The sequence below is a fragment of the Streptomyces sp. NPDC017890 genome (genome assembly GCF_044328675.1).
Lineage (GTDB): Bacteria > Actinomycetota > Actinomycetes > Streptomycetales > Streptomycetaceae > Streptomyces.
In genome coordinates, this window is sequence record NZ_JBIRHU010000003.1 from 276741 (window position 1) to 299222 (window position 22482).

A 22482-nucleotide genomic window follows, 5' to 3' on the forward strand; every position below is an offset into this window, starting at 1 on the left:
GATCAGGCATACGCGCAGGCGTATACGCCGACGATCGCGCAGGCATTCGCTCAGACTTTCGCACAGACTTCGCCCCCGAGGAACGAGGGGATCGTCCCCATGTCCCTGCGCTCCGCGTACTTCGTCATGCCGGGCGGAGTCGACGACCCGGCCGCGCCGAGCGGTGGCAACGCCTACGACCGGCGTGTGCGGCTCGACCTGCCCGGCTTCGGCTGGCGGGTGCGGGGACTGCCCGTGGCCGGCGACTGGCCCCGGCCGGACGGCGTCGCCCGCGCGGAACTCGCCCGCGTGCTGCGCCGGTTGCCGGACGGCGCCGTCGTCCTCCTCGACGGGCTGGTCGCCTGCGGGGTCCCGGACGTGGTCGTTCCGGAGGCGGGGAGGTTGCGCATGGCCGTCCTCGTCCACCTCCCGCTCGGCGACGAGACCGGCCTCGACCCCGCCGTCGCCGCCGGACTGGACGCCCGTGAACGCGCGGTACTGCGCGCCGTCCCGGCTGTCGTCGCCACCAGCGACTGGGCGGTCCGTCGCCTCGTCTCCCACCACGGACTCGACCCGGGCCGTGTCCACGTCGCCGCCCCCGGCGCCGACATCGCGCCCCTCGCGCCCGGCACCGACGGCGTCTCCCGGCTGCTGTGCGTCGCCGCCGTGACGCCCCGCAAGGGCCAGCACCGGCTGGTCGAGGCCCTCGCGACGGTCACCGACCTGCCGTGGAGCTGCGTGTGCGTCGGCGGGCTCGGCCATGACCCGGAGTACGTCGGCCGGCTGCGGGAGCTGATCGCGCGGCACGGGCTCAAGGACCGGCTGGTACTGGCGGGGCCGCGGGCCGGCGTCGAACTGGACGCCACCTACTCCACCGCCGACCTGATGGTCCTCACCTCGTACGCCGAGACGTACGGCATGGTGGTGACGGAGGCCCTCGCGCGCGGCATCCCCGTGCTGGCCACGGACGTCGGCGGCCTTCCGGAGGCGGTCGGGCGCGCTCCCGACGGTGGGGTACCCGGCATCCTCGTCCCGCCGGAGGACTCCGCCGCCCTCGCCGCCGAACTGCGCGGCTGGTTCGGGGAAGCGGACGTACGGCGCCGGCTGAAGGCCGCGGCACGCGGTCGCCGCGCCGCCCTGAACGGCTGGGCGGCCACGGCCCGGAGCCTGGCCGGAGTACTGCACCGGCTGCCGGGCGAGCCCCGGAGGGCGGCATGAGGAAGACCACGGCACCGGCCCGGGGAGTGGTCCCGGCCCGGCCGGGCCCGCAGGACGCCCCCGAGCCGGCGAACGGCGTGATCCCCGGGGCGGGTCCGGCCGAGCCGCTCACCGACCGCGCCGGGCAGCCCTCCGCGGAGCGCGCCACCCTCCGCCTCCGCGATGCCCCGGAAGACCCCGACGAACCTCCGCGCTACGCGCCCCAGTGGCTGCGGCTCCGTGAGCCCGCCGATGCCGACGCGCGGGCGCACGACCTGCTCGGCCCGCTGCGGATCCGCCTCGCCGACCTGCGGGGGCGGGCGGACGGGCTGGTCGTGCACGACGTGGGCTGCGGCACCGGTTCGATGGGACGCTGGCTCGCGCCGCTGCTCGACGGCGCCCAGCACTGGGTGCTGCACGACCGCGACCCGTACCTCCTGCACCTCGCCGCCGTCGCCGCCCCGCGCTCGGCCGCCGACGGCAGCCGTGTCACCGTCGAGACGCGGCGCGGCGACATCGCCCGCATCACTCCGGACGCGCTGGCCGGCGCCGCGCTGGTGACGGCGTCCGCGCTGCTCGACGTCCTCACCGCCGACGAGGTCGGCACGCTCGCCGCCGCCTGTGCCTCGGCCGGCTGTCCGGCCCTGCTCACCCTCTCCGTCGCCGGGCGCGTCGACCTCACCCCCGCTCACCCCCTGGACGCCGAGATCACCGAGGCGTTCAACGACCACCAGCGGCGTACCGGCATGCTCGGTCCGGACGCGGTCACCGTGGCGGCGGAGGTCTTCGCCGAGCACGGCGCCACGGTACGGGCGCATCCCAGCCCCTGGCGGCTGGGCCCCGGCGAGGCCGCGCTCACCGCCCAGTGGCTGCGGGGGTGGGTCGGCGCGGCCGTCGAACAACGCCCGGAGCTGCGCGAACGGGCCGGCCGCTACCTGGACGAGCGACTCGCGGACCACGCCGCGGGGGAGTTGCGCGTCGTCGTCCACCACACCGACCTGCTGGCGCTGTGCCGGCCGACGGGCGGGGTCCCGTGAGCGCACCGACGGTACCGGCGAGGGCCTTGCCGGAAGCCCCACGCCAGGGCATCCCAGCCGGCGGCGAACGCCCCGCCGGCCCTCCCCGCCGCCGCGCTCTGCGCGCTCGCCTGGGCAGCCTCGCCGGCGCCGCCATCCTCGCCGTGCTCCTGTGGCGGACGGGGACCGGTGCCCTCCTGGACGGGCTGCGCCGGATCGACGGCCCCGCGCTGCTGGCCGCGCTCGGGATCGGGCTGGCCACCACGGTGTTCAGTGCCTGGCGCTGGGCCCTGGTGGCCCGGGGACTGCGCCTCCGGCTGCCCCTCGGACCGGCCGTCGCCGACTACTACCGCGCCCTGTTCCTCAACGCCGCCCTCCCCGGCGGTGTCCTCGGCGACGTGCACCGCGCGGTACGGCACGGACAGCGCGCCGGCGACCCGGGACGCGGCGTGCGGGCCGTCGTCCTCGAACGCGCTGCCGGGCAGCTGGCGTTGGGCTGCGTCGCGGTCGCGGTGCTGCTCACGATGCCGTCTCCCGTGCTGGCCGAGGCCCGGCACATCGCGCCGCTCGCCGGGACGGCCGTACTCGGCGCGCTCGCCGTCGTCCTCGCCCTGCGCATGAACCGGACGTCCGCACGCCCAGACCCGGTCCGCGGGGCCGGGGCCCTGCGGAGGACGCTCCACGAGGCGCGCGAGGGGCTGCTGTCCCGGCGCAACCTGCCGGGGGTCGCCGTGTCGTCCGTCGTCGTACTGGCCGGGCACCTCGCGATGTTCGTCCTGGCCGCCCGGGTGGCAGGCAGCGGTGCCTCCGTCGCCGTACTGACGCCGCTGGCCGTGCTGGCGCTGCTCGCCATGGCGCTGCCGTTGAACGTCGGCGGCTGGGGGCCCCGGGAGGGCGTCACCGCCTGGGCGTTCGGCGCGGCCGGGCTGGGCGCGGGCACCGGGCTGGGCGTGGCCGTGGTCTACGGAGTGCTCGGCCTGGTGGCGAGCCTGCCCGGCGCCGTCGTGCTCGTCGTCCGCTGGTACGGGGGGACGCGGGCCCGCGCCGAGCCGCTCGACGTGCCCGGCGGGCACTACCCGCGCTCTTGGTCCGGCACCGTGACCGTCACCGCCGTCAACAGTGCGAAACACATCCCGAAGGAATCCGCGAGGCCGGCCAGCAGTTCCTTCCCCTTTTCCGCCGAGCCCAGTGAAGGGCGCCCGATGACACCGGATTCGGTATAGCCGGACATACCGAGGGAGAGCAGATGACGCCGGTCGTCCGCGACGAAATCGGCGGCCTCGTAACCGGGCCGGACGTATTCGGGGTGCGTGTGCAGAAGAATGGAGGTCTCGATTTCTCCGGCGTGCATGTCGGTGAGCAGCGAAGTGGACACGCCCGCACGCTCCCGCGCCGCCTCCCAGTCCTCCGCGGCGGGGAACAGCGCCATCCGCTCGCCGCGGGCGGAGGCTTCCTGAACGACGTTGCCCAGTACGTAGTTTCCGCCGTGCCCGTTGACCACCACCAGGGCGTCGACGCCCGAGCGGCGCAGCGAGCCCGCTATGTCCCGTATCACCGCGTGGAGCGTCACCGAGGAGATGCTGACGGTCCCCGGCCAGTCCGCGTGCTCGTGCGAGCAGCCGATCGTCACCGGCGGGAGCAGGTGGACCGGGTACGCGGCGGCGATCTCCCGCGCGATGGCGCAGGCGACCAGCGTGTCGGTCGCCAGCGGCAGATACGGGCCGTGCTGCTCGAAACTCCCCACCGGCACCACCGCCACCTGCCGTGCAACCCCGGAGCCCCGCTCGCGCACGTCCTCCGTGGTGTCCGTCGGCACAAGTGAAACATCCATGTCCGCCCGGCCTTTCGTCTCTGTCGGCGATCAGTTGAGCGATCTGTTGAGCAATCCGTTGAGAGATCTCCGTCGAGAGATCTGTTGGAGCAATCTTGAGGAACGCGAGAATCATGACAGAAAAAGTCGGTGTATTCGGCAAGAAAGCATCGCGGCGTACGGACGTGGAACGCGTCGTGGTGACGCCCCTGCCCACCGTGTACGGCACATTCCGTGCGTTCGGCTATGCCGACCACGAGCGCGGTGACGAGCAGATGGCGCTCGTCCACGGCGACCTCGGCACCGACGGTGTGCTCACCCGGCTGCACTCGGAGTGCCTCACGGGCGACGCCTTCGGTTCCCGGCACTGCGAGTGCGGCGACCAACTGGCCTCCGCGCTGCGGGCGGTGGCCGTCGCGGGCAGCGGCGTCGTCGTGTACCTGCGCGGCCACGAGGGGCGCGGCATCGGGCTGCTCGGCAAGCTGCGCGCGATGGCGCTGCAGGCGGAGGGCCTGGACACGGTGGAGGCGAACCTCGCCCTGGGCCTGCCGGTGGACGCCCGGGACTACGGGGTCGCCGCCCGCATCCTGGAGGACCTCGGGGTGCGGTCCGTGCGGCTGATGTCCAACAACCCGCGCAAGCGGGAGGCGTTGGTGCGGCACGGCATCCAGGTTGCCGAGCAGGTGCCGCTGCTGATACCGCCGTGCGAGAGCAACATCACCTATCTGCGGACCAAGCGGGAGCGGCTCGACCACCACCTTCCCCACCTGGACGCGGTGGCGCACGTGTCGTCCTGACTCCATGGGTCCGGGAGGGGCCGGGTCAGTCCGTCACGGCCTCGTGCACGAGTCGCTTGAGGTCCCGGTGGACCGTGTGCGACGACTTCGGCCGCACCTGGGTCATGAACTGCACCGTCAGGTCGCGGCCCGGATCGACCCAGAAGGTGGTCGTCGCCGCCCCGCTCCAGCCGTACGTGCCGAGCCCCGATGGCGCCTGGGTGCGGCTCGGGTCGGTCACCACGGAGACCCCGAGGCCGAAGCCGACCCCGTCGTTGCCGGGCTCGTCGTGTGCCGGGCGGCTGCCGAAGGAACGCAGGTCGGCGCCGCCGGGCAGGTGGTTGCGGGTCATGAGGTCCACCGTCGCGGGGCGGAGCAGGCGGACGCCGTCCAGTTCACCCCGGCGCCGCAGCAGTTCCGCGAACCGGTGCACGTCGTACGCGGAGGAGACCAGACCGCCACTGCCCGACAGGAACCGCGGCCGGCCGCGCAGCGGCAGCCCGGGGACCGGTTCGATGCCACCCTGCTCCGTCTCGCCGTACAGCTCGGCCAGCCGGCCGGCCTGATCGTCGGTGACGTGGAATCCGGTGTCCGTCATGCCGAGCGGGCCGAAGATCCGCTCCGCACAGAACACGTCGAGCGGCTGCCCGGACACCACCTCCACGAGCCGCCCCAGAACGTTGCTGGCCACCGAGTAGTTCCACTGCGTGCCCGGCTCGAACTGCAACGGCAGGCTCGCGTAGAGGTCGACGGTCTCGGCCAGACCTGCCCCCGGCCGCACCGACGACTGCAGACCGGCCGCGCGGTACAGCTCGTCGACGGGGTGGGCGTGGTAGAAGCCGAACGTCAGCCCGGCGGTGTGGGTCATCAGCTGCCGGACGAGAACCGGTTCGGAGGCCGGCCGGGTGATGACGTCGTCGGCGAACCCTTCGACGTACACCCGCGGTTCGGCGAAGACCGGGAGGTACCGGTCCACCGGGGCGTCGAGCGACAGCCGTCCCTCCTCCGCCAGCATCAGCACGGCCACGGACGTGACCGGCTTGGTCATGGAGTAGATGCGCCACAGCGTGTCCGCCGCCACGGGCAGCCCGGCCGCGACGTCCCGCCGGCCGCGCACGGTCAGATGAGCGACGCGCCCCTCACGGGCGACGGCCACCAGGAACCCGGGCAGCCGCCCCTCGTCGACCTGCTGGGCGAAGTGCAGGTCGAGCCGGTCCAGCGCCCGCGGATCCAGCCCGGCCGCACCCGCGTCGGCCTCCTGCCGCAGCGGTGCCATCCCCATCGCCCTCCTTGGTCGTCCGTCCTGGCGGCCCGTGGTCGTCCGTGGCCGCCCTGGTCGTCCGTCGAGGTGTGTCCGGCCTTCCCCGCGTACCCGGTTTCAGGCGTCATGACCGCCGTGCGCGCCGGTACTACGCACCGGTGCGCACCGTCTCCGTCTCGGGCTGTGCCGCCTCCCGTCGGGTCCGCTCGCCGAGTTCCTCCGTCGGGACCCGGTGGGTCTCGCGGGCCGAGAGCGCGGCGATCACCGGCGGGACGCACAGCGCCGCCGTGAACAGCGCCACCGCCGACCAGTCGTCGCCGTCCGGGCCGGCGATCTGCGCGGCGAAGGTCACCGCGAACCCGGCCACCGCGAAGCCGATCTGGGTACCGATCGCCACCCCGGACAGCCGGACCCGGGTGGAGAACATCTCGCCGTAGAAGGCGGGCCACACGCCGTTCGCGGCGCTGTAGACGACGCCGAAGGCGACGATGCCCGTGAGGAACGTCAACGGGTAGGAGCCGGCCGAGATCGCCCACAGGTACAGGAACATCGTGACCGCGCTGCCCACCGCGCCGACCAGGAACACCGGACGCCGGCCGATGCGGTCGGACAGCGTCGCCCACAGCGGGATCGCGGCGAGCGCGACGACGTTGGCGAGGGCGCCCACCCACAGCATGGCGGTACGGGACATGCCGACCGAGTCGCTGGTGGCGTACGACAGCGCCCAGACCGTGAAGATCGTGCTGACCGAGGCGATGAGCGCGCCCGCGACCACCCGCAGTACGTCCGCCCAGTGGTCGCGCGCCAGCACGGCCAGCGGCATCTTCACGACGCCCTCCGTGGCGGTCTGCTGCGTGAAGGCCGGCGTCTCGTCCAGCTTGCGGCGGATGACGTAGCCGACGACGGCGACCACGACGCTCAGCCAGAACGGCACGCGCCAGCCCCAGGACAGCAGGTGTTCCTCGGGCAGCGCGGCGATGGGGAGGAAGACCAGGGTGGCGAGCAGCTGCCCGCCCTGGGTGCCGCTGAGGGTGAAACTGGTGAAGAAGCCGCGTTTGTGGGCCGGCGCGTGTTCCAGCGTCATGGAGTTGGCGCTGGCCTGTTCGCCGGCCGCCGATATGCCCTGCAGGACGCGGCAGAGGACCAGCAGGACGGGGGCGAGGGTACCGACCTGGTCGCGCGTGGGCAGACAGCCGATGAGGAACGTCGACACGCCCATGAGCATCAGCGTGAAGACCATGATCTTCTTGCGGCCCATGCGGTCGCCGATGTGGCCGAGGAAGAACGCGCCGACCGGGCGGGCGGCGTACGCGACACCGAACGTGGCCAGCGACAGCAGGGTCGCGGTGGCCGGGTCGGACTCGTCGAAGAAGACATCGGGGAAGATCAGCGCGGCGGCGCTGCCGTAGATGAAGAAGTCGTAGTACTCCAGAGCGCTGCCGATCCAGGCGGCGGTCGCGGCCTTCTTCGGCTGGCCGGGCGGGGCGGCTTCACGGGACGCGGGTGCGGGGACGGACACGGCGTGCTCCTTCGGGGGGCTCCACGGTAGGCGGAGTGAGCGGCGGGGAGAAGTGCCGATCGGCTAATTAACCCACTGGGTAGTTAGTCGCGGTTGGGAAGGGATGTTGCGCGCACGTTTCCCGTGTGTCAAGAGGTCCCGGCGACCCCGCCGTCGTGGTCAGTCCGCCGCGCGCTCCGCCGTCAGGTAGGCGATCACCATGTCGCCGAGCATGGTCCGGTAGTGCTCGCGCTGGTCGGGGGCGACCAGGTCGCGGCCGAACAGGGCGCCGAAGGTGTGCCGGTTGGCGACCCGGAAGAAGCAGAAGGAGCTGATCATCGCGTGCAGGTCGACGGCGTCGACGCCGGCCGTGAACAGGCCGGACCGCTGCCCGTCCTCCAGGATCCGGCGGATCACGTCGAGCGCCGGGGAGCCGATGCTGGCCAGCATCTCGGAGGACGCGATGTGCTCGGCGTCGTGGATGTTCTCGATGCTGACCAGGCGGATGAAGTCGGGGTGCCGCTCGTGGTGGTCGAAGGTCACCTCCGCGAGGCGCCTGATGGCCGCCACCGGGTCCAGGTGCTCGACGTCGAGCTGCTGCTCGGCCTCCCGGATCACGCCGTACGCCCGCTCCAGGACGGCCGTGAACAGCTGTTCCTTGCCGCCGAAGTAGTAATAGATCATCCGCTTCGTGGTGCGGGTGCGCGCGGCGATCTCGTCGACGCGGGCCCCGTCGTAGCCGGCCCGGGCGAACTCCCGCGTCGCCACGTCGAGGATCTCCGCCCGGGTGCGGGCGGCGTCGCGGGTGCGCGTGCCGGATCGTGCCGGTTCGTCGACGCTGGTCATCGGGTTCCTTCGGCTGCGGGGCGGTGCTGCGGGATGGGGCGTGCCGGTGATTCTAGAAGCCTCCGCCTTCCCACATCCCCCGCCCTGCTGCTATGACTAACGTACTGGTTCGTACATTGGTCGCTCGGGTGGGAAAGCCCGAGCCGCTCAGGAGGTCGTCCCCGGTGGCCAAGGACTCGTATCTCGTCGGACTGATCGGTTCCGGCATCGGCCCGTCGCTCAGCCCGGCACTGCACGAGCGGGAGGCCGGCCGTCAGGGTCTGCGCTACCTGTACCGGCTGATCGACATCGACACCCTCCATGTCCCGCCCGAGGCGGTGGGCGACCTGCTGCGCGCGGCCCGGGACCTGGGCTTCGACGGGCTGAACATCACACACCCGTGCAAGCAGCTCGTCATCGAGCACCTGGACGCCCTCGCCCCGCAGGCGGAGGCGCTCGGCGCGGTCAACACCGTCGTCTTCGACACGGCCGGCCGGGCCACCGGACACAACACCGACGTCACCGGATTCGCGGCCTCCTTCGCCCGCGGACTGCCCGACGCGCCGCTGGAGCGGATCGTGCAGCTCGGCGCCGGAGGCGCGGGCGCGGCCGTCGCTCATGCCACGCTCACCCTGGGCGCCGGACGGATCACCGTCGTCGACGCGCTGCCCGAGCGGGCCGCCGCCCTCGCCGCCCAGCTGAACCGGCACTTCGGTGACGGCCGCGCCGTCCACGCCACTTCGGACCGGCTGCCCGGGCTGCTGACCACGGCCGACGGCATCGTGCACGCCACTCCCACCGGCATGGCCGCCCACCCCGGGCTGCCGCTGCCCGCCGAGCTGCTCCACCCCGGGCTGTGGGTCGCCGAAGTCGTCTACCGCCCGCTGGAGACCGAGCTGCTGCGCGCCGCCCGCACGCTGGGCTGCGCCACCCTCGACGGCGGCGGCATGGCCGTCTTCCAGGCCGTGGACGCGTTCCGGCTGTTCACCGGGCGGGAACCCGACGCCGCGGCGATGCTCGCCGACATCACCGACCTGGCGGGCGCCTCCCGGAGCCCCGCGGCAGGAAAGAGGTAACCCACGTGCGTACGTCCATCGCCACCGTCTCCCTCAGCGGATCGCTCACCGAGAAGCTGTCGGCCGCCTCCTCGGCCGGCTTCGACGGCGTGGAGATCTTCGAGAACGACCTGCTGGCCGGCCCCCTGGCCCCCGAGGAGATCCGCGCCCGCTGCGCCGACCTGGGACTCGGCATCGACCTCTACCAGCCCATGCGGGACATGGAGGCGCTGCCCGAGGAGGAGTTCGCCCGCGCGCTGCGCCGCGCCCGGCACAAGTTCGAGCTGATGGGCAGGCTCGGCGCGGACACCGTCCTGGTCTGCTCCAGCGTCTCCCCGTACGCCGTGGACGACGACGACCTCGCCGCCGAGCAGCTGAGCCGGCTCGCCGACCTGGCCCAAGACCACGGCGTCCGCGTCGCCTACGAGGCGCTCGCCTGGGGCCGGCACGTCAACACCTACGACCACGCCTGGCGCGTCGTCGAGAGCGCCGGGCACCCCGCGCTCGGCACCTGCCTGGACAGCTTCCACATCCTCTCGCGCGGCAGCGATCCCCAGGGCATCGAGGCCATCCCCGGCGAGAAGATCTTCTTCCTCCAGCTCGCCGACGCCCCGCTGCTCGCGATGGACGTCCTCCAGTGGAGCCGCCACTACCGCTGCTTCCCCGGCCAGGGCGGCTTCGACGTCGCGGGGCTGCTGCGGCACGTCCTGCGCGCCGGGTACGACGGCCCGCTGTCCCTCGAGGTCTTCAACGACGTCTTCCGGCAGTCCGAGGCCGGCCCCACGGCGGTGGACGCCCAGCGTTCCCTGCTGATGCTCCAGGAGACGGTCGGCCTGGCCGCGCCGCCCGCCCCCGTCCCGCCCACCGGCGTCGCCTTCGCCGAGCTGGTCACGCCCGACGCCGCACCCGTCTCCGCCGTGCTCGGCGCGCTGGGCTTCGCCCGGACCGCACGGCACCGGGGGAAACCCGTGGAGCTGTGGCAGCGGGGCGACGCCCGCGTCCTGGTCAACACCGGACCGGCCGAACGCCGCGACGGCACCCGGCTGGCGGCCGTCGGCCTGGAGTCGCCCGACCCCGCCGGGGCGGCCCGCCGCGCCGAGGCGCTGCTGGCACCGGTGCTGCCGCGCCGCCGCGCCCCCGGGGACGCCCCGCTGGAGGCGGTCGCCGCGCCCGACGGCACGGAGCTGTTCTTCTGCGCCACCCGCCGCCCCGGACTGCCCGACTGGCGGGCGGACTTCGCGGACACCGGGACCGCGGCCGAGCCCGGCCCGGGCTGGCGCGTCGACCACCTCTCCCTCACCCAGCCCTGGCACCAGTTCGACGAGGCGGCGCTCTTCCACCGCGGGGTGCTCGGGCTGCGCCCGCAGGAGAGCGTGGACGTCGCCGACCCCTACGGCCTGCTGCGCAGCCGCGTCGTCAGCACCGAGGACGGCGGGGTCCGCATCGCCCTGACCGTCGGCGCGGCACCCACCGACGACACCGCGCACGCCCAGCACATCGCCCTCGCCACCGACGACGTGGTCGCCGCCGCCCGCCGCTACCGAACCGCGGGCGGCCAGCTGCTGCCGATCCCCGGCAACTACTACGACGACCTCGCCGCCCGCTTCGAGTTCGCCGACGGCGAGCTGGAGACGTACCGGGAGCTAGGCATCCTGTACGACCGCGACGCGCACGGCACCTTCCGGCACTGCTACACGCACACCGTCGGCCGGGTCTTCTTCGAACTCGTCCAGCGCGACGGCGGCTACCGCGGCTACGGCGCGGCCAACGCCCCGGTCCGGCTGGCCGCGCAGCACGCGGTGCGGGAGTTCACCTGATTCTTGCGAGGACGCTCCGGCGTTCACGCCGGGGAGGATTCAATGGCGGCTGACGGTGCGGGTCAAGCCGGTGATCACCGTGGTGGCCAGGATCCAGCCCGTGATGATCAGTACGTAGGAGAACGTCTGGTACCAGCCCTCGGGGCCGAAGGCGCTCTCCTGGCCGAAGGAGATCACCGGCAGCAGCAGGTCCAGCGTGTAGAAGACCGGGTTGAAGTCGGGGGACTCGGCGGGCTTGAGCGGCGGCGGGTGGTCCAGCCCGTACGCGACCGAGCCGACCGCGAGCAGCGACAGCAGCCAGCCGCCCGCGCGCAGCGGCCGGAAGCCGTACCCGACCGTGACGTCCTGGAGATGCCCCCACAGCCGGCCGTACCAGGGAAGAGTGCGCCGGCGCCGCCGCTGCTTGGCGAGCTGGACCAGCCGGGCCGCGTCGTCGTCGCCGATCCGGCGGTAGGCGGCGGTCAGCTGCTCGTAGGTGAAGGGCAGGTAGCTGTCGCCCTTCTCCAGCATCGGCAGCCGTCTTGCGGCGGGCTCGTGCGGGACGAGCGACGTGTAGGTGAGGTCGTTCAGCTGGACCCGTTCCGGCACCGCCTCCGGTTCGACGAACAGCACGTCCACCTGGGCGCGGCGCAGGTTCAGGGCGCCCTCCACCCTCGGTCCCTGGCGCAGCCACAGTTCACCGATCACGGAGCTGCTCGCGCGCAACGCGGTCCCCTCGGGGTTGGCCAGGCGCGCGTGCGAGAGGTCGAGCCGGCCGGGTATGCGCGCGCCGCGCAGCTCCAGACGGCCCCGCACCTCGGCGTGCCGCATCACCACGTCGGCCTCGGCCGCGAGCGTCTCGGCCTGCAGGGCGGTGCCGCCGGGACGGTCCAGCACCGAGTCGGTGAGGTTGACCGCCCCGGCCACCCGTGCGCCGGTGAGCCGCACCTCGCCCCGGGCGCGCAGCCCCGGCGCCCACAGGTCGGCACCGAGGACCGCCTGGTTCAGCTGGAGCACCGGCCCCTCGGTGTCCGGAGCGTGGATCTGCGTGCTCTCCAGGTAGAGGCTCCCGGTGACCTCCGCCCCGCCGAGCCGCACCATCCCGCCGAACCGCGCGCGGGTCAGCCGCAGCACGCCCTCCACCCGGACCGCGTGCGCGATCAGCCCGGGCAGCACGGACTCGCTCAGGTTCACCTCGCGCAGCCGCCCCGCGTACAGCCTCGGCACCTCGTCGAAGTGGCAGTGCCGCAGCCGCACGGGGTGGTCCACCGTCGCGTACTGCAACTCCAGCGGGCCGGTGACGCGCGCCCCCGCCAGACTGAGCGCGGCCACCTCGCCGTCCTCCCGAGGGCCGTCCAGGAGCAGCGCCCTCAGCACGCTCCCCCGTACGCTCCGTTCGGGACCCCAGGTGCCGCCGTCGGCCGGGTCCTCGTCGTCCGCGGCGCGGAAGTCCACGGCGGTTCCCGTGGCGAAGGCCCGCCAGACGCGCGCCTCGGCCGGTGTCAGGTCGTTGATCTCCATCAGTGAGGGACTCTGACCCGAACCGGCCGATCACGTCAACGGGCTGTCACCGCAGCCTACTTCTTGACGGACTCCACGGCGTGGCCGCCGAACTGGTTGCGCAGCGCGGCGATCATCTTCATCTGCGGCGAGTCGTCCTGCCGGGACGCGAACCGCGCGAAGAGGGAAGCCGTGATCGCGGGCAGCGGCACGGCGTTGTCGATGGCCGCCTCGACGGTCCAGCGGCCCTCGCCGGAGTCCTCCGCGTAACCGCGCAGATTGTCCAGGTGGTGGTCTTCGTCGAGGGCGTTGACGGCCAGGTCGAGGAGCCAGGAGCGGATGACGGTGCCCTCCTGCCAGGAACGGAAGACCTCGCGGACGTTGTCCACGGAGTCGACCTTCTCCAGCAGCTCCCAGCCCTCGGCGTACGCCTGCATCATGGCGTACTCGATGCCGTTGTGGACCATCTTGGAGAAGTGCCCGGCACCGACCTTGCCGGCGTGGACGTAGCCGTAGGGGCCCTCGGGCTTCAGCGCGTCGAAGATCGGCTTGAGGTCGTCGACGTGTTCCTTCTCGCCGCCGACCATCAGGGCGTAGCCGTTCTTCAGGCCCCACACCCCGCCGGAGACGCCCGCGTCGACGAAGTTGATGCCGCGCTTGCCGAGCTCCTCCGCGTGCTTCTCGTCGTCCGTCCAGCGGGAGTTGCCGCCGTCGATGACGGTGTCGCCGGGCTTGAGCAGCGTCGCCAGCTGGTCGATGACGTGCTGGGTGGCGTCGCCGGCCGGGACCATCACCCAGACCGCGCGCGGCCGCTCCAGCTGGTCGACGAGGTCGACGAGGCTGTTGACGTCGGCCTTCTCCGGATTGGTGTCGTATCCGACGACGGTGTGGCCGGCGTTGCGCAGACGCTCGCGCATGTTGCCGCCCATCTTGCCGAGACCAACGAGACCGATCTGCATGTCAGTGCACTTCCTTCAGTTCACGGTAGGCGGCCACCAGCGCGGCCGTGGACGGATCGAGACCGGGCACGTCAGCGCCCTCGGTGAGGGCGGGTTCGACACGCTTGGCCAGCACCTTGCCGAGCTCGACGCCCCACTGGTCGAAGGAGTCGATGTTCCAGACCGCGCCCTGTACGAACACCTTGTGCTCGTACAGCGCGATCAGCTGGCCGAGGACGGAGGGAGTCAGCTCACCCGCCAGGACGGTGGTCGTCGGGTGGTTGCCCCGGAAGGTGCGGTGCGGCACCTGCTCCTCGGGCACGCCCTCCGCCCGGACCTCGTCGGCGCTCTTGCCGAAGGCCAGCGCCTGTCCCTGGGCGAACAGGTTGGCCATCAGCAGGTCGTGCTGGGCCTTCAGCTCGTCGCTCAGCTCGGCGACGGGCCGGGCGAAGCCGATCAGGTCGGCCGGGATCAGCTTGGTGCCCTGGTGGATCAGCTGGTAGTAGGCGTGCTGCCCGTTGGTGCCGGGCGTGCCCCAGACCACCGGGCCGGTCTCCCACTCCACCGGATGCCCGTCGCGGTCGACGGACTTGCCGTTGGACTCCATGTCGAGCTGCTGGAGGTACGCCGTGAACTTCGACAGGTAGTGGCTGTACGGCAGGACCGCGTGCGACTGGGCGCCGAAGAAGTTGCCGTACCAGACGCCCAGCAGGCCCAGGATCAGCGGGGCGTTGGCCGGGGCCTCGGCGTTCTGGAAGTGCTCGTCGACGATGCGGAAGCCGTCGAGCATCTCCCGGAAGCGGTCCGGGCCGATGGCGATCATCAGGGAGAGGCCGATCGCCGAGTCGAACGAGTACCGGCCGCCGACCCAGTCCCAGAACTCGAACATGTTGGCCGTGTCGATGCCGAAGCCGGCGACCTTCTCGGCGTTCGTCGACAGCGCGACGAAGTGCCGGGCGACCGCCTTCTCTCCCCCGCTCTCGGCTTCGCTCGAGCGGGTGGGGCCCCCATCGTCCAGCCCCGCCAGCAGCCAGGAGCGTGCCGACGTGGCGTTCGTGATCGTCTCGATCGTGGTGAACGTCTTGGACGCCACGATGAACAGCGTCTCGGCGGGGTCCAGGTCCCGGACCGCCTCGTGCAGGTCGGCGCCGTCCACGTTCGACACGAACCGGAAGGTGAGCGAGCGGTCGGTGAAGGCGCGCAGCGCCTCGTACGCCATCGCCGGACCGAGGTCCGAGCCGCCGATGCCGATGTTGACGACGTTGCGGATGCGCTTGCCGGTGTACCCGGTCCACTCGCCGGAACGGACCCGGTCCGCGAAGGCGGTCATCTTGTCGAGCACGGCGTGCACCTTCGGCACGACGTTCTCGCCGTCGACCTCGATCACCGCGTCCCGCGGGGCGCGCAGCGCGGTGTGCAGCACCGCCCGGTCCTCGGTGATGTTGATCCGCTCGCCGCGGAACATGGCGTCGCGCAGGTCGGACACGCCGGTGGCCGAGGCCAGGTCCCGCAGCAGGGCCAGCGTGTCGTCGGTGACCAGGTTCTTGGAGTAGTCGATGCGCAGGTCGCCGACGCGCACGACGTACCGCTCGGCCCGCCCGGGGTCCGCGGCGAACAGTTCGCGCAGGTCCGGTCGCGGCAGCGCGTCCTTGCGGTGGTCCGCCAGCGCGGTCCACTCCGGCCGCCGGTCGAGCTTCGGGGTGTCAGACATGGGCAGGGGTCTCCTTGCCGGCCTCGCCGCGCAGGGCGACGGCGTACATCTCGTCCGCGTCGAGGCGCCTGAGCTCCTCGGCGATGAGTTCGGAGGTGGGGCGCACCTTCAGTGCGAGGGAGCGCGGGGGCTGGTCGGGCAGGGTCATCGTGGCGAGCGGGCCCTCCGGCCGGTCGATGACGATCTCGCCGTTCGCGGTGCCCAGGCGCACGGCCGTGACGACCGGCCCGTCGGTGATCACCCGGTCGACCCGGACGTGCAGCCGGGCCTCCAGCCAGCGGGCCAGCAGTTCGGCGGCCGGGTTGTCGGCCTCGGCCTCGACGGTCGCCGAGGTCACCGGCACCCGGGCCTGGTCGAGCGCGGCGGCCAGCATGGAGCGCCACAGGGTCAGACGGGTCCAGGCGAGGTCGGTGTCGCCGGGCGCGTAGGAGCGGACCCGCCGCTCCAGGACCTCCATGGGCCGCTCGACCGCGTACAGGTCGGTGATGCGGCGCTGCGCCAGCATGCCCAGCGGGTCCCGCGCCGGGTTGTCGGGCGCCTCCACCGGCCACCAGACCACGACCGGGGCGTCCGGCAGCAGCAGCGGCAGCACGACCGAGTCGGCGTGCTCGGACACCTCGCCGTACATGCGCAGGACGACCGTCTCGCCGGTGCCGGCCTCGGAGCCCACCCGTACCTCGGCGTCGAGGTGCGAGCGGGTGCGGTCGCGCAGGTTGCGGGCGTGCCGCTTGATGACGACCAGGGTGCGCGAGGGGTGCTCGTGCGAGGCCTCCTCGGCGGCCTTGATCGCGTCGTAGGCGTTCTCCTCGTCCGTGACGATCACCATCGTCAGGACCATGCCCACGGCCGGGGTGCCGATGGCCCGGCGGCCCTGCACCAGCGCCTTGTTGATCTTGCTTGCCGTGGTGTCGGTCAGGTCGATCCTCATGGCCTGCGCCAGCTCCGTCCGTCTCGTGCGAGCATCTCTTCGGCTTCCCGCGGTCCCCAGCTGCCCGAGGCGTACTGCGCGGGCCGCTCGTGCGTGGCCCAGTACTCCTCGATCGGGTCGAGGATCCGCCAGGACTCCTCCACTTCCTGGTGGCGGGGGAACAGGTTGGCGTCGCCCAGCAGGACGTCCAGGATCAGCCGTTCGTACGCCTCCGGGCTGGACTCCGTGAAGGACTCGCCGTACGCGAAGTCCATGGACACGTCCCGGATCTCCATCGACGTGCCCGGCACCTTGGAGCCGAACCGCACCGTCATGCCCTCGTCGGGCTGGACGCGGATGACGATGGCGTTCTCGCCCAGCTCCTCCGTCGCGGTGGAGTCGAACGGGGAGTGCGGGGCCCGCTGGAAGACGACCGCGATCTCGGTGACCCGGCGGCCCAGGCGCTTGCCGGTGCGCAGGTAGAAGGGGACGCCCGCCCAGCGGCGGTTGTCGATGCCCAGCTTGATCGCCGCGTAGGTGTCGGTCGTGGAGGCCGGGTCGATGCCCTCCTCCTCCAGGTAGCCGGGGACCTGCGCGCCGCCCTGCCAGCCGCCCGCGTACTGTCCGCGCACGGTGTGCTCGCCGAGTTCGTCCGGCAGCCGCACCGCCCGCAGCACCTTGAGCTTCTCGGTGAGCAGCGACGCGGCGTCGAAGGAGGCGGGCTCCTCCATGGCGGTGAGGGCCATCAGCTGGAGCAGGTGGTTCTGGATGACGTCACGGGCGGCACCGATGCCGTCGTAGTAGCCGGCCCGGCCGCCGATGCCGATGTCCTCGGCCATGGTGATCTGCACGTGGTCGACGTAGGAACGGTTCCAGATCGGCTCGTACATCTGGTTGGCGAAGCGCAGGGCCAGGATGTTCTGGACGGTCTCCTTGCCCAGGTAGTGGTCGATGCGGAAGACCTGCTCCGGGTCGAAGACCTCGTGCACCAGCGCGTTCAGGTCGCGGGCGCTGCCCAGGTCGTGTCCGAACGGCTTCTCGATCACCGCGCGGCGCCAGGAGCCGTCCGGGGCGTCGGTCAGCCCGTGCTTCTTCAGCTGCTGCACGACCTTCGGGAAGAACTTCGGCGGCACCGAGAGGTAGAAGGCGTAGTTGCCGCTGGTCCCGCGGGAGGCGTCCAGCTCCTCGACGGCCATGCGCAGCTGGTCGAACGCGTCGTCGTCGTCGAAGTCGCCGGGGATGAAGCGCATGCCCTCCGCGAGCTGCTGCCACACTTCCTCGCGGAACGGCGTGCGCGCGTGCTCCTTGACGGCGTCGTGCACGACCTCGGCGAAGTCCTGGTTCTCCCAGTCCCGGCGGGCGAAGCCGACCAGGGAGAAGCCCGGCGGGAGCAGGCCGCGGTTGGCCAGGTCGTAGACGGCCGGCATCAGCTTGCGGCGGGACAGGTCACCGGTCACACCGAAGATGACCAGTCCGGACGGGCCCGCGATGCGGGGGAGGCGGCGGTCCTGGGGATCGCGCAGGGGGTTGCTCCAGTCGAGCGGCGCGACGGGCGCGACGGCCTTCCCGTCCGCGTCCGCCCCCTTCGCAGTCTTGGCGGCGCCGGCCGCGCGGGGCTTCCTGGCGGTCCGGGCGGCCCCGGCCCCCTTCGGCGCCTTCGGCGTCCCGGCGGTACGGGACTCCCCGGCCTCCTCGGCGCGCGGCGGTCCCGCGGCCTCCTGGGCCGTCAGCGCCTCCTTGGCCTCCTTCGTCGCCTTGGTCTCGTGGACCGTCGTAGCGGGAAGGTCCTCGCTCATTCCCCGTCAACTCCCTTGCTGTCGAGGGACTTCGTCACGGCGTCGAGCAGGTCCTGCCAGGCCACCTCGAACTTGGCCACGCCTTCCTGCTCCAGCTGCTGCACCACCTCGTCGTACGAGATGCCGAGCCGCTCCACGGCCGCGAGGTCGGCCCGGGCCTGGGCGTAACCACCGGTGACCGTGTCGCCCCGTACGTCGCCGTGATCGGCGGCGGCGTCCAGGGTGGCCTCCGGCATCGTGTTCACGGTGCCGGGAGCGACCAGCTCCTCCACGTACAGGGTGTCCCGGAATGCCGGGTCCTTCACCCCGGTGGATGCCCACAGGGGACGCTGGGCGTTGGCGCGGGCGCCTGCCAGGGCGGTGAACCGGTCACCCGGCCGCGTCGAACCGCCGGCCGAGCCGAACACGCCTTCGTACGCCTCGTAGGCCAGTCGCGCGTTGGCCAGCGCCGCCTTCCCCTTCAGGGCGAGAGCCTCGTCCGTGCCCAGCAGCGTCAGGCGCTTGTCGATCTCGCTGTCGACGCGGGAGACGAAGAAGGAGGCGACGGAGTGGATGCCCGCCAGGTCGAACCCGGCCGCCCGCGCCGTCTCCAGGCCGGCGAGGTAGGCGTCCATGACCTCGCGGTAGCGCTCCAGGGAGAAGATCAGCGTGACGTTGACGCTGATGCCGGCGCCGACGACCTCGGTGATCGCCGGGAGTCCGGCCTTCGTCGCCGGAATCTTGATCATCACGTTGGGGCGGTCGACCAGCCAGGCCAGCTGACGTGCCTCGGCGATCGTGGCCCGCGTGTCGTGGGCGAGCCGCGGGTCGACCTCGATGGAGACCCGGCCGTCCCGGCCGCCGGTGGCGTCGTACACGGGGCGCAGCACGTCGGCGGCGGCGCGGACGTCGGCGGTGGTCATCATGCGGACCGCCTCGTCGACGGTGACGCCCCGGGTCGCCAGGTCCGCGAGCTGCTCCTCGTACCCCTCGCCGGAGCCGATGGCGGCCTGGAAGATCGACGGGTTGGTGGTGACGCCGACGACGTTCTTCGTCTCGATCAGTTCGGCGAGGTTGCCGGACTCGATCCGCCGCCGCGACAGGTCGTCCAGCCAGATGGAGACGCCCGCCTCGGACAGGCGTCGCAGTGCTCCCGCGGTCGCGGTTGCTTCGGTCACAGTGATCATCTTCTCTTTCCTGCGGTCGGTTCCGTCCGCGGCAGATCCGGTCGGATCAGCCGCGGACGGCGGCCAGGGATTCCCTGGCGGCGGCGGCGACGTGCTCGGCGGTGAAGCCGAACTCGGTGAACAGGGTCTTGGCGTCGGCGGAGGCGCCGAAGTGCTCCAGGGAGACGATGCGGCCCGCATCCCCGGTGAACCGGTGCCAGGTCAGGCCGATGCCGGCCTCCACGGCCACCCGGGCCCGCACGGACGGCGGCAGCACGCTCTCGCGGTACTCGCGCGGCTGCTCCTCGAACCACTCCACGGACGGCATCGACACCACGCGCGTGGGCGTGCCCTCCGCCTCCAGCGCCTCCCGCGCGGCCACGGCGAGCTGCACCTCGGAGCCGGTGGCGATCAGGACGACGTCCGGTGCGCCGGTGGAGGCGTCGGCGAGGACGTAGCCGCCGCGTGCCGCGTCCGGGTTCGGCTCGTAGGTCGGTACGCCCTGACGGGTGAGGACGAGGCCGTGCGGGGCCGGGCTGGTCGAGTGGCGCCTGAGGATCTCGGCCCAGGCGGTGGCGGTCTCGTTGGCGTCGGCCGGGCGGACGACGTTGAGGCCGGGGACGGCGCGCAGGGCGGCGAGGTGCTCGACGGGCTGGTGGGTCGGACCGTCCTCACCGAGGCCGATGGAGTCGTGGGTCCACACGTACGTCACCGGCAGCTGCATCAGCGCCGACATGCGCACCGCGTTGCGCATGTAGTCGGAGAAGACGAGGAACGTGCCGCCGTAGATGCGGGTGTTGCCGTGCAGGGCGATGCCGTTCATCTCCGCGGCCATCGAGAACTCGCGGATGCCGAAGTGCACGGTGCGGCCGTACGGGTCGGCCTCCGGCAGCGGGTTGCCCGCCGGGAGGAAGGAGGACGTCTTGTCGATGGTCGTGTTGTTCGAGCCGGCCAGGTCGGCGGAGCCGCCCCACAGCTCGGGCAGCACGGGGCCGAGGGCCTGGAGGACCTTCCCGGAGGCGGCTCGGGTGGCGACGGCCTTGCCGGTCTCGAACACCGGCAGGGTGTCCTCCCAGCCCTCGGGCAGCCGGCCGGCGACCACGCGGTCGTACAGCCCGGCGCGCTCCGGCTGGTCGCCGCGCCACGTGGCTATCCGCTTGGCCCACGCGGCGTGCGCCTCGGCACCCCGGTCCAGTGCCTCGCGGGTGTGGGCGAGGACCTCGTCCGCGACCTCGAAGGACCGTTCGGGGTCGAAGCCGAGGACGCGCTTGGTGGCGGCGACCTCGTCCTCGCCGAGGGCGGAGCCGTGGGAGGCCTCGGTGTTCCGGGCGTTCGGCGCGGGCCAGGCGATGATCGTGCGCATGGCGATGATGGAGGGGCGGCCGGGCTCGGCCTTCGCCGCCGTCAGGGCCGCGTACAGCGCGTGCACGTCGACGTCGCCGTTCTCGGCGGGCTCGACACGCTGCACGTGCCAGCCGTAGGCCTCGTAGCGCTTCAGTACGTCCTCGGAGAACGCGGTCGCGGTGTCGCCCTCGATGGAGATGTGGTTGTCGTCGTAGAGGAGGACGAGGTTGCCGAGCTTCTGGTGGCCGGCCATCGACGACGCCTCGGCGGAGACACCCTCCTGGAGGTCGCCGTCGGAGACGATCGCCCAGACGGTGTGGTCGAAGGGGGACTCGCCCGCCGGCGCCTGAGGGTCGAACAGGCCGCGCTCGTAGCGGGCCGCCATCGCCATGCCGACCGCGTTGGCGACGCCCTGGCCGAGCGGGCCGGTGGTGGTCTCCACGCCGGCGGTGTGCCCGTACTCGGGGTGGCCGGGCGTCTTGGAGCCGTGTGTGCGGAAGGCCTTCAGGTCGTCCAGCTCCAGCTCGTACCCGGCGAGGTAGAGCTGGGTGTAGAGGGTCAGCGAGGTGTGACCGGGGGAGAGGACGAAGCGGTCACGGCCGGTCCACTCCGGATCGGCGGGGTCGTGCCGCATCAGCTTCTGAAAGATCGTGTAGGCCGCCGGGGCGAGGGCCATCGCCGTGCCGGGGTGGCCGTTGCCGACCCGCTGCACGGCATCGGCCGCGAGAACCCGGGCGGTGTCGACGGCACGCCGGTCGAGTTCGGTCCATTCGAAGCGGTCCGCGCTGTCCACTGTGTGCGTGCTCATCTTCAAGAAATCCTCGATCGGAGCGTAGAAGCCGGTCTGACGTGTTCAAACTTAAAAGTCTGACTTTTGAGAGTGAAGGTCGTGGTGTGCCAGCCTGTGGTGAAACTGGGACACGCCCCGGCGCCGGGGCGTACGGGCGGAACGGCACGAGAAGGACATGGCGGACGAAAACAATCGAAACGTCGGCGAAGGCGTCGGTGGCGACGGCGGCCGGCTCGGCGACGGGATCAGAACCTTTCCCTTCCCGGTCGATCTCAGCCTCCTCGGCGTCGGTATGCAGGTCGGCCCCATGGGTGCCGGCCGCACCTGGCACGCGCAGGCCCCGCTGCACCGCGTGCACCGCATCGACTTCCACGTCGTCATGCTCTTCACCGGCGGCCCGGTCCGCCACATGATCGACTTCGCCGAGTACGAGGCGACGGCCGGCGATCTGCTGTGGATCCGGCCCGGACAGGTCCACCGCTTCTCGCCGGACAGCGAGTACCGCGGAACGGTGCTGACCATGCAGCCCGGCTTCCTGCCCCGCTCCACCGTGGAGGCCACCGGCCTCTACCGCTACGACCTGCCGCCCCTGCTCCGTCCCGACGAGGCGCGGCTCGCCGGGCTGACGGCCTCCCTCGACCAGCTCCGGCGCGAGTACGAGGACGCCACCACCCTGCCCCTGAGCCTGCACACCGCCGTCCTGCGCCACACGCTGTCGGCGTTCCTGCTGCGCCTGGCGCATCTCGCGGTCAGCTCCGCCGAGGCGGCGCGCCAGGGGCGGGCGGACACGCCGGGGGACACCACCTTCACCCTCTTCCGGGACGCGGTCGAACGGGGCTTCGCCACCAACCACAGCGTGAGCGCCTACGCCGACGCGCTCGGCTACTCCCGCCGCACCCTCGTCCGCGCGGTGCGCGCCGCCACCGGCGAGACGCCCAAGGGGTTCATCGACAAACGCGTCGTACTGGAGGCCAAGCGCCTCCTCGCCCACACCGACATGCCGATCGGCCGGGTCGGTGCGGCGGTCGGCTTCCAGGACGCGGCGAACTTCTCCAAGTTCTTCCAGCAGCACACGGAACAGACACCGGCGGCGTTCCGGGCGGAGCTGCGCTGAGATCCTCGGACACCTGCCGTCGGC

17 protein-coding genes and 1 pseudogene are annotated in these 22482 nt (G+C 72.3%); 7 read left to right on the forward strand and 11 right to left on the reverse strand.

The window, feature by feature from the left end; all coding sequences use genetic code 11:
• Positions 1-33: 33 nt before the first annotated feature.
• From ACH4F2_RS06100 to ACH4F2_RS06110, 3 genes and pseudogenes are all read left to right on the forward strand, one after another.
• A complete protein-coding gene (locus tag ACH4F2_RS06100; RefSeq protein WP_398131589.1) occupies positions 34-1197 on the forward strand; it encodes a glycosyltransferase family 4 protein in 1164 nt (387 codons plus the stop codon).
• A complete protein-coding gene (locus ACH4F2_RS06105; protein WP_398131478.1) occupies positions 1194-2213 on the forward strand; it encodes an SAM-dependent methyltransferase in 1020 nt (339 codons plus the stop codon). Before ACH4F2_RS06100 ends, ACH4F2_RS06105 begins: the two co-directional genes overlap by 4 nt.
• Positions 2214-2356: 143 nt before the next feature.
• A pseudogene (locus ACH4F2_RS06110) lies at positions 2357-3130 on the forward strand (YbhN family protein); the annotation flags it as partial.
• Positions 3131-3264: 134 nt separating this feature from the next.
• On the opposite strand, the gene ACH4F2_RS06115 reads toward ACH4F2_RS06110, so the two are convergent.
• Complete coding sequence (locus ACH4F2_RS06115) at positions 3265-4023, reverse strand: creatininase family protein (protein ID WP_398131479.1); 759 nt, start codon at positions 4021-4023, stop codon at positions 3265-3267.
• A gap of 113 nt (positions 4024-4136) precedes the next feature.
• On the opposite strand from ACH4F2_RS06115, the gene ribA reads away from it, so the two are divergent.
• Positions 4137-4799 (forward strand): GTP cyclohydrolase II, encoded by a 663-nt coding sequence (gene ribA / locus ACH4F2_RS06120; RefSeq protein WP_398131480.1) that lies wholly within the window; start codon positions 4137-4139, stop codon positions 4797-4799.
• 25 nt (positions 4800-4824) lie between these two features.
• On the opposite strand, the gene ACH4F2_RS06125 is transcribed toward ribA, so the two are convergent.
• The 3 genes from ACH4F2_RS06125 to ACH4F2_RS06135 form a co-directional block, all read right to left on the reverse strand.
• On the reverse strand, positions 4825-6054 hold the full coding sequence (locus ACH4F2_RS06125; RefSeq protein ID WP_398131590.1) for a serine hydrolase domain-containing protein: 1230 nt from the start codon (positions 6052-6054) through the stop codon (positions 4825-4827).
• A 133-nt stretch (positions 6055-6187) separates the two neighbouring features.
• The gene (locus ACH4F2_RS06130; protein ID WP_398131481.1) at positions 6188-7558 is read right to left on the reverse strand and encodes an MFS transporter; all 1371 of its coding nucleotides are present in this window, start codon (positions 7556-7558) and stop codon (positions 6188-6190) included.
• A 159-nt stretch (positions 7559-7717) separates the two neighbouring features.
• Entirely contained in the window at positions 7718-8383 is a 666-nt protein-coding gene (locus ACH4F2_RS06135) for a TetR/AcrR family transcriptional regulator (protein ID WP_398131482.1), read from the reverse strand.
• Positions 8384-8547: 164 nt separating this feature from the next.
• Here ACH4F2_RS06135 and ACH4F2_RS06140 point away from each other — a divergent pair, with 164 nt between their 5' ends.
• Entirely contained in the window at positions 8548-9438 is an 891-nt protein-coding gene (locus ACH4F2_RS06140) for a shikimate dehydrogenase (protein WP_398131483.1), read from the forward strand.
• A gap of 5 nt (positions 9439-9443) precedes the next feature.
• Positions 9444-11234 (forward strand): bifunctional sugar phosphate isomerase/epimerase/4-hydroxyphenylpyruvate dioxygenase family protein, encoded by a 1791-nt coding sequence (locus ACH4F2_RS06145; RefSeq protein WP_398131484.1) that lies wholly within the window; start codon positions 9444-9446, stop codon positions 11232-11234.
• A gap of 39 nt (positions 11235-11273) precedes the next feature.
• Here ACH4F2_RS06145 and ACH4F2_RS06150 read toward each other — a convergent pair whose 3' ends face one another.
• The 7 genes from ACH4F2_RS06150 to tkt are packed head-to-tail and all read right to left on the reverse strand — an operon-like array spanning position 11274 to position 21362.
• Entirely contained in the window at positions 11274-12734 is a 1461-nt protein-coding gene (locus tag ACH4F2_RS06150) for a membrane-associated oxidoreductase (RefSeq protein ID WP_398131485.1), read from the reverse strand.
• Positions 12735-12790: 56 nt separating this feature from the next.
• Entirely contained in the window at positions 12791-13672 is an 882-nt protein-coding gene (gnd, locus tag ACH4F2_RS06155) for a phosphogluconate dehydrogenase (NAD(+)-dependent, decarboxylating) (RefSeq protein WP_398131486.1), read from the reverse strand.
• 1 nt (position 13673) lies between these two features.
• The gene (pgi, locus tag ACH4F2_RS06160; RefSeq protein WP_398131487.1) at positions 13674-15362 is read right to left on the reverse strand and encodes a glucose-6-phosphate isomerase; all 1689 of its coding nucleotides are present in this window, start codon (positions 15360-15362) and stop codon (positions 13674-13676) included.
• Positions 15355-16290, reverse strand: a complete 936-nt coding sequence (gene opcA, locus ACH4F2_RS06165) for a glucose-6-phosphate dehydrogenase assembly protein OpcA (RefSeq protein WP_398131488.1) — start codon at positions 16288-16290, stop codon at positions 15355-15357. Before opcA ends, pgi begins: the two co-directional genes overlap by 8 nt.
• Positions 16287-18065, reverse strand: a complete 1779-nt coding sequence (zwf, locus tag ACH4F2_RS06170) for a glucose-6-phosphate dehydrogenase (RefSeq protein WP_398131489.1) — start codon at positions 18063-18065, stop codon at positions 16287-16289. Before zwf ends, opcA begins: the two co-directional genes overlap by 4 nt.
• Complete coding sequence (tal, locus tag ACH4F2_RS06175) at positions 18062-19231, reverse strand: transaldolase (RefSeq protein ID WP_398131490.1); 1170 nt, start codon at positions 19229-19231, stop codon at positions 18062-18064. Before tal ends, zwf begins: the two co-directional genes overlap by 4 nt.
• Before the next feature lie 46 nt (positions 19232-19277).
• Entirely contained in the window at positions 19278-21362 is a 2085-nt protein-coding gene (gene tkt / locus ACH4F2_RS06180; RefSeq protein WP_398131491.1) for a transketolase, read from the reverse strand.
• A 157-nt stretch (positions 21363-21519) separates the two neighbouring features.
• Here tkt and ACH4F2_RS06185 point away from each other — a divergent pair, with 157 nt between their 5' ends.
• Entirely contained in the window at positions 21520-22458 is a 939-nt protein-coding gene (locus ACH4F2_RS06185) for an AraC family transcriptional regulator (protein ID WP_398131492.1), read from the forward strand.
• The last annotated feature ends 24 nt before the right edge of the window (positions 22459-22482 follow it).

Bases quoted from the DNA above. Each gene is read 5' to 3' on its own strand.
- tkt (WP_398131491.1), bottom strand. From the start codon at position 21,362: ATGAGCACGCACACAGTGGACAGCGCGGACCGCTTCGAATGGACCGAA.
- opcA (WP_398131488.1), bottom strand. From the start codon at position 16,290: ATGAGGATCGACCTGACCGACACCACGGCAAGCAAGATCAACAAGGCG.
- ACH4F2_RS06115 (WP_398131479.1), bottom strand. From the start codon at position 4,023: ATGGATGTTTCACTTGTGCCGACGGACACCACGGAGGACGTGCGCGAG.
- zwf (WP_398131489.1), bottom strand. From the start codon at position 18,065: ATGAGCGAGGACCTTCCCGCTACGACGGTCCACGAGACCAAGGCGACG.
- tal (WP_398131490.1), bottom strand. From the start codon at position 19,231: ATGATCACTGTGACCGAAGCAACCGCGACCGCGGGAGCACTGCGACGC.
- ACH4F2_RS06125 (WP_398131590.1), bottom strand. From the start codon at position 6,054: ATGGCACCGCTGCGGCAGGAGGCCGACGCGGGTGCGGCCGGGCTGGAT.
- gnd (WP_398131486.1), bottom strand. From the start codon at position 13,672: ATGCAGATCGGTCTCGTTGGTCTCGGCAAGATGGGCGGCAACATGCGC.
- ACH4F2_RS06185 (WP_398131492.1), top strand. From the start codon at position 21,520: ATGGCGGACGAAAACAATCGAAACGTCGGCGAAGGCGTCGGTGGCGAC.
- ribA (WP_398131480.1), top strand. From the start codon at position 4,137: ATGACAGAAAAAGTCGGTGTATTCGGCAAGAAAGCATCGCGGCGTACG.
- ACH4F2_RS06105 (WP_398131478.1), top strand. From the start codon at position 1,194: ATGAGGAAGACCACGGCACCGGCCCGGGGAGTGGTCCCGGCCCGGCCG.
- ACH4F2_RS06135 (WP_398131482.1), bottom strand. From the start codon at position 8,383: ATGACCAGCGTCGACGAACCGGCACGATCCGGCACGCGCACCCGCGAC.
- pgi (WP_398131487.1), bottom strand. From the start codon at position 15,362: ATGTCTGACACCCCGAAGCTCGACCGGCGGCCGGAGTGGACCGCGCTG.
- ACH4F2_RS06150 (WP_398131485.1), bottom strand. From the start codon at position 12,734: ATGGAGATCAACGACCTGACACCGGCCGAGGCGCGCGTCTGGCGGGCC.